Raw genomic sequence first — 12,037 nt, 5'->3', positions numbered from 1 at the left:
GGGTGAGTCTTGGACTTGCGGCATAAAACCAGTCCAAGTTTTTATCCGCACCCCCAGTGGGTTAGGTTTGCGTGGAAATCAACATCGCAGTCGGCCATATCCCGCCTCATCCAAGACTTCGAGGCACAGTTCGCACTGCCGCTTTTCTCCAGGGACCAGCGGGCGGCCCGGCTGACTGTTACGGGACAGGAGGCGCTGCGTATTGCGAGAGCGGTCCTTAAGCAACGTGACACGTTGACTGAGCGCTTCTGCAGCGCAGAACTCGTGTCACCTGCGCTGCGCTTCGGTGTCACCGAGCTGGCTGCGGTGACCTGGGTGCCAAGGTTCGTCGGCTGCTTGCACGAGCGGTATCCGAAGCTCCTTCTCGAGGTTGAAGTAGGTTCATCGCCGCAACTGCATGAACAAGTACGCAGCGGCCGATTGAATCTAGCGGTCGTGATCGATGTGGTGCGGACCACGGAGATGGTTCGTGTGCCAGTGGGGACGGCTACCATGGGCTGGTTCAGCGCACCCTGGTTGTTGCACTCCGACACAATGTCGCTTCACGAACTTGAGCTGCATACGCTGTTGCTTCAAGGTCCATCGACGGGTGCCGGTCGACGACTGGCGGCATGGCTAAAGGAGAAATCGGTAGAACCAGTGAATGTGATCCATAGCGACAGTCTGGCGGCGCTATCTGGCATTGCTGCGGCGGGCCTTGGCATCGCGAATCTGCCCAGAGCTGTGGCGTCGGACGCACTTCACCGGGGCTGGCTGCGAGAAGTGAGGGTGCCCGTCGACTCCCCCAACCTGAACTACTTAGCTATCGCACGCATCGACACGGTCTCTGCGTTCCACAGATCTGTGATCGAAGTGGCCCAGGGCACCTGCGACTTCGACACGCCATTCCACGCACTGTCGGATGAACGCGCTCTGGAGCGAAATGCATGCTGACGATCAAGCAACTCCAGGCGTTCTACTGGGTCGCACGCCTGGGAACCCTCAGCAAGGCGGCCGAAAAACTCCACATCACCCAATCCGCTGCTACCAAGCGCTTGCAGGAAGTCGAGGCGCTCGCAGCCGTGCCGCTCTTCGAAAACGGCGGACGCAAAAATGCCTTGACGGCAAAAGGCCATGAACTCGTGAGCGAATGCGAGGGCCTGTTCGCTTTACTTAACGAATTGGATCTCATGAAGGGATCAACCCAGCAGCCAGCGCGTCTTATACATGTGGGCCTAACTGAGCTGACGGCATTGACATGGTTCGGCCGCTTTATCAGGCAAATGAAGAACATCTACCCTTCTGTAACGATTCAGCCAGAAATTGATCTATCAACGTTGCTGCGTCAGCGAGTGGAGGAGGGCCGCCTCGATTTCGCGATCCTGCCAGATCCTCCGCCCGTGGAGGGGCTTGAGCGCATGCTACTTGGCACCGTGCCGTTCGGCTGGTTTGCGGCACCCGGCACGTTCGCACCCGACGTTGTCCATTCATTGCGCGACTTGGCGGGATGTACGGTCATTGAGCAGAGCCCCAACTCGATCATCACAGAACTGTGTGCACGGCTGTGGGAAAGCGCTGGCGTGCATCCCGAGCGAATCTATGGCGGCAACAACGTCAATGCCCTGGCCGGCCTCATCTCTGCAGGGGTGGGTATCAGCTGCCTGCCCATCACAATCTTCACGCAGGAAATTGAGCGCGGGCACCTGCAGCTCGTGAACACCGCCCCAACTGCACCCCAGGTTCCCTACTATTTTTGCTTCCAGCGCCATCTTCATTCAGCCCTGGGCTATGGCGTCGCGGATATTGCCAAACGCTCGTTTTCCCTATCTCATGAGACTAAGCTCAGTTGACGCTGCGGTACGGGTCAGACATTGGATGAATGTACTGCTGCCGTTTTCAAAGACACCTTTTTTAGGGGTTGGAGGAAACCAGAGGTTGTTCAAAAGAAGGTTCATGCACCCGTTTGATCAGCGTTCAACGACCGGGGTAGTCCAGAGTGTTGATTTCCACGCAAGCCTGCCCCACCATTTCCATCTCGATCTGACCCACCCTGGTTCGTGAACTTCACGCTCACGTTGTGGATAAGTTCTTGGTCGCCTTCTCCTTCTTGGTGGTCTGTGGGGGTTGCTGTGCGGAGCGGACGGTTGCGACTATGTTCGCTCGCCGGTCAACACGCGGCAGCGACATGGATTGAACTTGGCCACGCCCTGACCAGTGAGCGAAAGCGCCATAAACAGGCTTTGATAGGGCGCTCGCGAGACCAGTTTCGAATGCGAGTCCTCGGTTGGGTATTTTGCTGATCGCCACGGTCAACGCCCACCACAGGCACACCCCAGAAGTTGACCGTCGTGCGTCCTATGGTCGACGGTGCTAGCGACCGCTTGTGGGAAGTCTGCGTGAATTCGCCGGGCAGTAGCGACCGACTTCTGCCGCTGCAATGCTGACCTCGCGTAGACAGATCGTTTTCTGAACACCCGTAGCGGCGAACGCGATTTGCAGCGAAAACACGACACTTGCACCGAGAGACTACTAAAAGATCTCGCCGTCTGGCCTTCTTGTCAGAGGACTTCAATCATGTGTGCATTCGGGCCACCAAAACGAAACTTGCTGCTGTTCCGGGTACGTAGATTGGTGCCCACGAGAGTCACTTCACTTCTAAGCTCGATCAGCATTTTTTGTGCGGCAGACCGCTCTCCGGAGGGCTGCGAACTGATTGCTAGCTGCAGGAGTGGACTATGGCTTCATGGTGTTTCAAAGAGGTATTTTTTGATGGAGAAATACTGTGCCATCGAGGGCGCATTCTCCAAGTAGGTGTGGATGCCTGTTCGATTAGCACCATGCAAGATCGGTGCTCCCTCCTGCTGGTGTCACAAACCTATTCGGGGGAGCCAAGAGAATGAAATCTCTATCTAAAGACTGCAACCTTCTGGCTATCTCCGCACCGGTGGACGATCTTTTGCCCGAATTGATGGGGCTGCGCCGCGACCTTCACGCTCACCCCGAACTGGCTTTCGAAGAGCAGCGTACAGCGGGCATTGTCGCCAATGTTCTGCGGCTTTTGGGTCTTGAGGTGCACGAAGGTGTAGGCGCAACCGGCGTTGTGGGCACACTTCGCTGCGGCGAAAGTTGCGGAAGTGATGTACCAAGCGTAGGTCTTCGGGCGGACATGGATGCACTGCCTATGCTGGAGTTGGGCCAGCGCGCCTATGCAAGCCGCTCACCAGGTAAGCATCACGGCTGCGGCCACGATGGCCACACCAGCATGTTGCTAGGCGCTGCCCAGCAGTTGGTGCGTACGCGCAAGGCGCTCGGGCTGAGCGGTACTGTGCATTTCATCTTTCAGCCCGCCGAGGAGGGCAAAGGTGGTGCTGCCCGCATGATCGAGGATGGACTGTTTGAACGCTTTCCATGCGATCGCGTGTTTGCGCTGCACAACTGGCCCGATCTGCCACTGGGCAAGGTGCAGACGCGCCCTGGGCCCATCATGGCCGCCGCTGACCGGTTCGACATCAGCGTGCGCGGAAAAGGCGGCCATGCAGCACAGCCGCACCACACGCCCGACGCGATTCTGGCGGCCAGCCAGTTGGTTGCGCAGCTCAACACCATCGTGGCGCGGCGCATTGACCCCGGTGAGTCTGCCGTGTTGTCTGTCACCAGAATCGAGGGAGGCCACAGCCACAACGTACTGCCGGCTGAAGTTCAGATCACGGGCACGGTGCGCAGTTTTGATGCAGCGTCGCAGGACCGCATTGAGGGCGCACTGCGCGCCGCAGCGCACGGAGTTTCATTGGCCAGTGGCACCGAGGTAGAGGTGAAGTACCTTCGCTACTACCCCGCCACTGTGAACACCTCTGCCGAGGCAGCGCTGGCCCTGGAAGCTGCGCGCGCCGTGGGCCTTTGCGCTGAGGTGGCCCCGCGTGCCGCGTTCACGTCGGAAGACTTTGCCTTCATGCTGCAGCGTAAGCCGGGGGCCTACCTGTGGCTAGGCCAGGGCCGTGCGGATCCTGGGCCCGATGGCGAGCGCGCGTTGCACCACCCCTGCTATGACTTCAACGACGATGCATTGCCACTTGGAGTGCGCTGGTTCTGCGAGGTCGCTACTCGTTCGTTGGAAACTAGCGTCTCAGGCTAAAGTCGTATCGCCATGGGCACGGTAGGAGATTTCTCGTAAGAGGTAGCTTGCAGTGCCTACAAATCGGGCGACGCAAGCTACCAATTGGAGGTGAACCTCAAAAATCCAGACTGACTGTCCCGCGTTCCGGATGGGGCGCCGCGCCGCTGCTCGGCTGCATGTAGTTCACTCAAGTGTTGGCAGGTGCATGCGTGGGCACAGCGGAGAACGCAGGCGCATTCGCTCATCTAGCCACTGGCCCTTGCACCGAAACTGCGCGTAATCCACCGGATTAGAAGTCCGCAACCTTGCCCCATGCTGAATTCCGGAAACGCGCCGGATCGTATGGGCGTGGGTCGAAGATGGGCTCCACACCTGTGACCAAATCGGCGATCAGATGGCCAGCCCCGGGACCAATACCGAAGCCATGACCCGAGAAGCCTGCCGCGAGAATGAAGCCAGGCAGTTCAGCCACTTCGCCGATCCCGGGGACACCATCGGGGGTGTTGTCCACAAAGCCCGCCCAGGCACTGGCGACACCAGTCTTGTTGAGAGCAGGCAACAAATCGATGGCACGCTCATAGGTCTGGCGCACTGCGGCGGCATCGGGGCGGGGGTTGAGGATCCGCATGCGCTCCATGGGGGTCGGGGCGTCCAATTGCCACCTGGCGAGCGTTTCGTGACCACCGCGCAGTCCCTCTAGACCACCCGGAAAAACGTTGCGCCAGCGTTTGGCAAACATGGGCAGGAACTGTGGTGCAAAACGCAGCAGCTGCGGCGTAGGGTCAACCCGCCCCCGCCCGCTAATGGCCAAGTTGTAGCTGCCATCGCTGCGGCGTGTGACGGAAACGCGCGCAGTGTGCAGCGCATCCGGAAGGCGTTCGGCTGCGCCAGAGACACGCACGATAGTTTGGCGGACTGTGGCCTGCGGGAATCGTATGCCTAGCTGGCGGCAGAACGACGATGCCCACGCGCCACCCGCATAGACAACGGTGTTGGTCTTGATCGTACCGGCCTCAGTCACCACACCGCTCACACGCCCTGCCTCACGCTCAATCCCGCGTGCAGCGCAGTTCTGAAGAACGGTACCGCCCAGCTTCAAAAAGGCCGCAGCCACAGAAGGTGCTGCTTTACCAGGGTCGGCAGTGCCGTCACTGGGCGAGAATACGCCCCCTTTCCAAGTACGTCCCGTGGTCCGGCCGCGTTCGCTGGCCTCGCGGCCACTGAGCATATGAGTGGTCACACCCGCAGTTTTTGCAAAGTCGCGCCACCGGGCCCAGCGCGCAATTTCTGCCTCATCGTTGCTGAGGTAGAACAGGCCACAACGTTTGAACCCCGTGTCTTCGCCCGTTTCTGCGGCGAACTGTTCCCAGAGTTCGAGGCTCCGAGTTGCCATCGGTAGCTCGCGCGCGTCGCGATTCTGCTGACGGCACCAGCCCCAGTTGCGACTAGATTGCTCTGCACCGATGCTGCCCTTTTCGAGCACCACGACGGAGAGGCCTTGTCGAGTCATGTAGTAGGCCGCGAATACACCGATGATTCCGCCGCCAATGACGACGGCATCTGCGTGCGTCGGCACTTTTCGCGAACTCTCGATGATGCGCAGGGGCTGCAGAATGGCGGTGCGGTCCGCAGCTTCAGCGCTGGGGTGGTAGTGCGTTGTCATAGGCCAATTCATTTGGTGGATGGTAGGTGTGGCATATCGAATGGGGTACCGAATTGGGTGAGCTTGGCGAGGGTTCTTGTTCTCGATACAGCGCCGCTAAAAAGTCAGCGTTGAGCGCCTCGCAAGGCAGCCGGAAATCGGCTGGCGTGAGGCCTGTCACGCACAGCAAGTGCAACCTGCGGCCGCTATCTATTCGGAGTGGAGCGTCTCGGGCAGCATGGCTTGGTTGAGGACAGCCCATTCGCTCTGTCCTGGCTCTGCGCATCAACCACCGGGGTCGTCTCGCGTCTCAGAGCCGCAGGACTTGCTTAGTGCTGGTGCGGAAACAGGCGTTCGATCGGACAGTGTGTTTTGATGAATGGCGACTTGATGACGATGTAGCTGAAGTATTTGGAGATACCCAGATTGCGCTCAAGCAGGTCTTCAATCACTTCTTGATAGTGATTTACACCCCGAGTCAGAAAGCGCAACAGATAGTCATAGCCTCCGCTGACCAAGTGACATTCGAGCACTTCGTCTACCTCGCGAATGGCCGTCTCAAAGCGGGCAAAGTCTTCGCGGCGATGATCGGAGAGGGTCACCTCTGTGAACACGGTGAGCGTGTCGCCCAGCTTCTCTAGCCGCAAGTGGGCGCCATACCCAGCGATGTATCCCGCCTGCTCCAGACGCTTGACGCGGATGAGGCAGGGGCTGGGAGACAAGCCCACCGCGTCCGCCAGATCGACATTGGTCATCCGCCCATTTTTCTGCAACTGCGCGAGTATGCGCAGGTCCAGGCGGTCAATTTTGAAGGCTTCAGTCATCATGGTCTCCTGGTGCACAGGGAAGAAGAGGTGACAGACATTTTGCTTCGGCGTCAGCGTAGGCTGGAGTGGGAGTTACACCGCGTCAGTCTTTCAGGGCGGCACGCACCTCAGGGGCGTTGAGCACGTCATCCAAAGTCTTTTTCAAGCGCTCAAACATCAAGCCGAAATCGGACTCAGTGAAGGTCAACGCCGGAGCAAAGCCCAAAATGTTGTCGCCAAACGCACGGAACACGATGCCGTTGCGGTAGCTGGTGGCCGCCATGCGGCCAGGCAGGTCCAGCGTGGCATCGAAGCCCGCCTTGGTGGCCTTGTTGCTAACGAGCTCCAGCGCGCCGAGCAGGCCACGGTGGCGCGAGTCGCCCACCAGCGGGTGGGTCAGGAGGTCGTCCAAGCCCTGCGCGAACACCGGAGCTACGTGATGGCCATTGACCAGAACGCCTCCTTCGTCATACAGACGGAGCACCTCCAGCGCCACGGCGGCGCTCACCGGGTGGGCGGAGTAGGTGGCGCCGTGGCCAATGGGGGCGCCTTTGGGGGCTCCGTCGGCGATGGCTGCATAGACCTTGTGGCTCATCAGCGTGGCGCCCATGGGCACGTAGCCGGAAGTCAGACCCTTGGCCACGGTCATCAGATCGGGGTCCACGCCTTCGGCGTCGCAGGCGAACATGGGGCCAGTACGCCCGAAGCCGGTGATGACCTCGTCCACCACGAACAGGATATCAAGCGCTCTAGCAGCCTCGCGCATGGCCTTGAGCCAGCCCTGCGGTGGCACGATGACCCCACCCGAGCCTTGGATGGGCTCACAGAAAAATGCCGCCACGTTTTCGGCGCCTAGCTCGGCCACCTTGGCCTTCAGGGCTGCGACCGACGCATCGATGATGGCTTGGCCGTCCGCCGGGTTTGCCGCGCGGTAGGGGTTGGGCGATGGAATGTAGTGCTGCGTGGGCAGCGGCAGGTCAAACCCGCGATGGAATACGGGCAGCGCAGTGAGGCCTGCGCCAGTGGACGACGAGCCGTGGTATCCGCGCTCCAGAGCGATGAAGTGCTTCTTGGCAGGTTTTCCAATGGCGTTGTAGTACTGAACGATGAAGCGCACCGCAGCATCCACCGATTCAGACCCGCCCAGCGTGAGGTACACGTGCTGCAGCGATGCGGGCGAAATCTGCACCAATTTTTCGGCGAGACGGATGGCGGGCTCGCTGCTGAAGTGGAAGTAGCCGGTGGCGTAGGGCAGCTTGCGCATTTGCTCGGCTGCGGCCTGCACCACGCTCTCTTGTCCGTAGCCCACGTTCACGCACCACAGGCCTGCAAAGGCATCCAGCAACTGGTAGCCCCGGCCGTCCGTGAGCCAGATGCCCTGCGCGGCCGTGAGAATGTTAGGGCCGCGCGCTTCGTGCGTGCGCCAAGGGGACACGGGGTGGATGAGGTGGGCGCGGTCCAGAGCGTCCAGTGCTGCGATCTGGGGAAGGGCTTCGGAGTGAGTCATTGCAGTATCCATGGGTGGCAAGGCACAAGGTCAGAAGACAAGGTGGCAGGCGCTAAAACACCTGTCGTCAATTGCCTCTAGGTTAGGGCGAATAGCGACCAAGGTGATGCTGCTTTGAGGATGCCGGACGAAGTAGCGTGCGGTTGTTGGAGGGGCAGACAGCACTTCGTTTGGTTGCTGCCTCCTGGGCGCGTTCATGCACGGAGTTACCTCAGAGCTAACAGCTGCCCATGACAGAGTTCTATGAAGGCGATATTTGCCGTTGCGTTCGAAATACGGGTTCTTCCCAGGGGACCGGCAATCGCCTCCCCGCATGACCAGACATTCGACGCGGCCACCGCTCAACAGCGATGGCAAAAAGTGCCAGACATCCCGTTGATTGACAACGAATCTGCGTGCAGGCCGCTGCGATATGGCATCTCCTGAAAGGGGGGCAACCATAGACTTATTCCGTCTCAACGCAGAGGATCAAACCATGACATTCAAACCCAAATTCATCAGCTTCGATTGCTACGGAACCCTCATCAACTTCGAGATGGGGCCGACGGCCAAGGTCCTGTTTAAGGACCGTGTGCCAGCCGAGCGCATGCCGGCGTTTCTGGAAAGTTTCCGCGCCTATCGCCTCGACGAGGTGCTGGGTGACTGGAAGCCCTTTTTTGATGTGTTGGAAAACTCCATTCAACGCACTTGCACGAAGCATGGCGTCGAATGTCTGCCATCGGATGCGACTGCCTTGTACGCAGCAGTGCCGACCTTTCAGCCCCACCCGAACGTCGTGGAAGTGCTGGAAGCCATCGCACCGCACGTGCCGTTGGTGATCTTGTCCAACTCGATGGTTGACCTCATCCCCCACAGCGTCGCGCACCTCAAGGCCCCGTTCCACAAGGTCTACACCTCCGAGGAAGCGCGCGCCTACAAGCCGCGCATGCAGACCTTCGAATACATGTTCGACCAGCTCGGTTGCGGGCGCATGGCTAGGTTATGCCTGCTATTGAAGTAGCTGAGGCAGTTGGAGATGCCGTAGTTCGCTCATCTTTTGCTGAGTCGCTCAGCCACCTGCATATATCTCAGCAAGATCGCACAGATCCCAGTTTCCACCGGTCAGAACTACACAGACTTTTTCATCAGGCTTGAGCTCTACGCTACCAGCCAACAAGGCTCCAATGCCAATGGAGGCCGCCGGCTCCGCGATCAGCTTCGCATCCTTTGCTAACGCGCGCATACCCGCAACTATGTGCTCGTCATCAACCAGGATGATTTCGTCCACATACTTTTCGATGATGGGATAGGGATTCTGTCCCGGAACGCTGATGCGTAGGCCATCTGCAATGGTGTTCTTGAGCGGCAGCGAGGTGCGCTCCTTGTGGAGTCGGCTGTGGAAGTACTTGGGCGTCAAGGCGGGCTCAGCGCCGATGACCCGCACTGAGGGCCTGGTTTCCTTGATGGCGGTGGCAATGCCGGAGATGAGACCGCCTCCGCCCATTGGGATGATCACTGTGTCCACGTCGGACAGGTCTTCGAGGATTTCACAGCCAATGGTCCCCTGGCCCGCCATGACCAGCGGGTCCTCGAACGCATGCACGATGGTGTAGTGGTTCTGTGCTGCGATTTCGTACACATGCTGCCACCTGGCTGCGGTGTCGCCGTCAAACAGAATCACCTCCGCGCCCATCGCCCGGGTATTTTCCACTTTGATGCTCGGCGTGGTGACGGGCACAACCAGGATGGCCTTCACGCCCAGCATGCGCGCGGCATAGGCCAGGCCCTGGGCGTGGTTTCCCGAAGAGGTGGCGATGATGCCGTGGGCCAGGGCCTCGCGCGGCAGCGACAGCGACTTGTTCAGCGCGCCCCGGATCTTGAAAGCGCCGGTGATCTGTAGTGTTTCGGGCTTGAGGTACAACTGGCACCCGAGCGCGGGTTCCATCTTCTCGGCACGCAGCAAGGGTGTGTGCCGGATGTGGGGCCTCAGGCGTTCGCGGGCTTGGAGAATGTCCTGAAGGGTGGGGTGTTCAAGCAGGGAAATCATGATGAAATGAACTCAAAGGCCGTGCCGACCTGGCCAGCAATGGCATTGCGGTAGATGCGGGCTGCGGTGGTGTTGTCCTGAATGGCCATGCCCGTGGAGTCGAAAATCGTGATTTCGTCCTCCCGCTCGCGCCCGGACTTTTTGCCTAGCAGAATTTCGCCGAGTTCTGCGTGGATGTCTTCCTTGCGAATGATGTTGCTGTGTAGCGGATGCCAGGTCTCGCCCTTCTCCAGGCACTGCGCAATGGAGTCATTGACAATCTTGGCTCCCCTGAAAATCTCGGGCTCGAACTCCTGCTTTCCATATGTGTCGGTTCCAATGGCCACGATGTGCGTTCCGGGGCGCACCCAGGCCGCTTCCACCAGCGAGCCTTTTCCTCGCGTGGTAGTGACAAGGATGTCGGCCTGCTCTACCGCCGCTTGCTTGGAGTGGGCGGCCACGACTGGAATGCCGAAATCGTGCTCGATATCGGCTTGGTACTGGGCCAGGGTCTCGGGGTGATGGTCCCAGGCGTGAATGGTCTCGATCTGCATCACCTCGCGGATCGCGCGGATCTGCATCCGCGCCTGGTTGCCGGTGCCAATGGAGGTGACGGTCTTTGCGTTTTTGCGCGCAAGGGCCTTCACCGACACCGCTCCGGCCGCCCCAGTGCGCAGGCCGGTGAGCAGGCTGCCGTCCATCACGCAGATGAGCGCGCAGGTCCGCGCATCAAACAGGAGGACGGTGCCCATGCCGCTGGGCACGCCGTACTTGGTGGGGTTGTTCGGAAAGCCGCCGGACGAGGCCTTCATCGAGATGATCTCGTTGGCGGCGCAGTGGCTGAGCTTGAAATCGATCTCGCCCCGGGGCGGGGGCAGGTGGATGCAGGTGTAGGGTGGTTGGGTCACCTGGCCGCTGTTGAGGGCCTTGTAGGCCTCCTCCACTGTCTCGATTACTTCGCGCATGTGGATCAATCGGCCCACATCTCCTTTGTTGAGCAGCAGCGTTTTCATAGGGGTTGTACTTCTGAAGATTGATCGGGATGGAGCGGGCTTCAGTAGCCCAGCGTCCGGTCTACCAGCCCCACCATGGGCAGTCCCTGACGGTACCGGCTCAGGTTCTCGATCACGGCGTCGACCGCCGTCTCTGGCTGTGTCATGCTGGCGATGTGCGGCGTGAGTACCACCTGGGGGTGCGTCCAGAACGGATGGTCGGGCGGCAGCGGCTCGGGCTCGCAGACGTCTAGTACGGCGTTCCCCAACTGCCCTGCGTTCAGCGCACGCAGCAGGTCGTCTTGCACCAGATGTCCGCCACGGCCCACGTTGATCACGGTGGCACCACGGGGTAACTGGTCAAAGAGCGTTTGGCAGAGGATGCCGCGCGTGCCGTCGGTCAGTGGGAGCAGGCAGACCAGGATGTCGGTGCGCGCCAGCAGGTCCTGTAGACCTTGGGGCCCATGGTGGCACTCCACTCCGTAGAGCTGCTGTGGTGACCGGCTCCAGCCCGCGCACGGGAAGCCGAAGCTGCGCAGCCGTTCCAGCACTGCGCGGCCCAGCGTTCCCAGCCCGAGAACTCCCACGCGGCGCGACGAGGCCGGTTGCACGCGGTGCGCCTGCCAGATGCCGGCGCGTTGCTGGTCCTGGTAGGTGCGCCAGCTGCGATGTTGGGACAGCACAGCCAGAGTCACATACTCAACCATGCCCTGGACGATGCCGGACTCGACCATGCGCACCACCGGCAGCCTGGGAGGGATGGCCGCGAAGTCGAACTGGTCGGTGCCAGCGCCCGTGGAAAACAGGATCTCCAGGTTGGGGAACTGCGCAGCCAAATCTTGCGGCAGCTGCCACGCGGCCAGAAAGCGAACCGCTTGTGGGTCGCCGATGTCGGGCCAGATGCGAAAAGGCAGCTCCGGCATCTTGCGGGCCAACAGCTCGGCCCACACCGCGCCGCGCACTGGGTCGGCTTTGTAGAGAAAGGTCATGTC

10 protein-coding genes and 1 pseudogene are annotated in these 12,037 nt (G+C 60.3%); 5 read left to right on the top strand and 6 right to left on the bottom strand.

Features of this window, described 5'->3' with window-relative positions:
- Positions 1-9: 9 nt before the first annotated feature.
- The 4 genes and pseudogenes from ACODS0_RS27140 to ACODS0_RS27125 form a co-directional block, all read left to right on the top strand.
- Positions 10-177, top strand: a pseudogene (locus ACODS0_RS27140) (helix-turn-helix domain-containing protein); the annotation flags it as partial.
- A gap of 57 nt (positions 178-234) precedes the next feature.
- On the top strand, positions 235-933 hold the full coding sequence (locus tag ACODS0_RS27135) for a substrate-binding domain-containing protein (RefSeq protein ID WP_488838327.1): 699 nt from the start codon (positions 235-237) through the stop codon (positions 931-933).
- Complete coding sequence (locus ACODS0_RS27130) at positions 927-1,829, top strand: LysR family transcriptional regulator (RefSeq protein ID WP_488838324.1); 903 nt, start codon at positions 927-929, stop codon at positions 1,827-1,829. Before ACODS0_RS27135 ends, ACODS0_RS27130 begins: the two co-directional genes overlap by 7 nt.
- A gap of 1,046 nt (positions 1,830-2,875) precedes the next feature.
- Positions 2,876-4,111 (top strand): M20 aminoacylase family protein, encoded by a 1,236-nt coding sequence (locus ACODS0_RS27125; RefSeq protein WP_488838322.1) that lies wholly within the window; start codon positions 2,876-2,878, stop codon positions 4,109-4,111.
- Positions 4,112-4,382: 271 nt separating this feature from the next.
- Here the strand turns inward: ACODS0_RS27125 and ACODS0_RS27120 are convergent, their stop codons facing one another.
- From ACODS0_RS27120 to ACODS0_RS27110, 3 genes are all read right to left on the bottom strand, one after another.
- Positions 4,383-5,708 (bottom strand): NAD(P)/FAD-dependent oxidoreductase, encoded by a 1,326-nt coding sequence (locus ACODS0_RS27120; RefSeq protein WP_488838326.1) that lies wholly within the window; start codon positions 5,706-5,708, stop codon positions 4,383-4,385.
- Positions 5,709-6,064: 356 nt separating this feature from the next.
- On the bottom strand, positions 6,065-6,559 hold the full coding sequence (locus ACODS0_RS27115; RefSeq protein ID WP_487257684.1) for an Lrp/AsnC family transcriptional regulator: 495 nt from the start codon (positions 6,557-6,559) through the stop codon (positions 6,065-6,067).
- Between the two features lie 85 nt (positions 6,560-6,644).
- Positions 6,645-8,048 (bottom strand): aminotransferase class III-fold pyridoxal phosphate-dependent enzyme, encoded by a 1,404-nt coding sequence (locus tag ACODS0_RS27110; RefSeq protein WP_487257683.1) that lies wholly within the window; start codon positions 8,046-8,048, stop codon positions 6,645-6,647.
- 475 nt (positions 8,049-8,523) lie between these two features.
- Here ACODS0_RS27110 and ACODS0_RS27105 point away from each other — a divergent pair, with 475 nt between their 5' ends.
- Entirely contained in the window at positions 8,524-9,048 is a 525-nt protein-coding gene (locus tag ACODS0_RS27105; RefSeq protein WP_488838319.1) for an HAD family hydrolase, read from the top strand.
- 48 nt (positions 9,049-9,096) lie between these two features.
- Here ACODS0_RS27105 and ACODS0_RS27100 read toward each other — a convergent pair whose 3' ends face one another.
- From ACODS0_RS27100 to ACODS0_RS27090, 3 genes are read right to left on the bottom strand one after another with little or no spacing between them, the layout of a single operon-like run.
- Complete coding sequence (locus tag ACODS0_RS27100) at positions 9,097-10,074, bottom strand: threonine ammonia-lyase (protein WP_487257681.1); 978 nt, start codon at positions 10,072-10,074, stop codon at positions 9,097-9,099.
- A complete protein-coding gene (locus ACODS0_RS27095; RefSeq protein ID WP_487257680.1) occupies positions 10,071-11,066 on the bottom strand; it encodes an ornithine cyclodeaminase family protein in 996 nt (331 codons plus the stop codon). Before ACODS0_RS27095 ends, ACODS0_RS27100 begins: the two co-directional genes overlap by 4 nt.
- A gap of 41 nt (positions 11,067-11,107) precedes the next feature.
- Positions 11,108-12,034 carry a 2-hydroxyacid dehydrogenase gene (locus ACODS0_RS27090; protein ID WP_487257679.1) on the bottom strand — a complete coding sequence of 309 codons (927 nt, stop codon included), beginning with the start codon at positions 12,032-12,034 and terminating at the stop codon, positions 11,108-11,110.
- Positions 12,035-12,037: the final 3 nt, after the last annotated feature.

Source organism: Acidovorax sp. FG60 (genome assembly GCF_057808995.1).
Note: the sequence above shows the minus strand (reverse complement) of the source record. Positions and strands in the feature narration are given on the sequence as shown.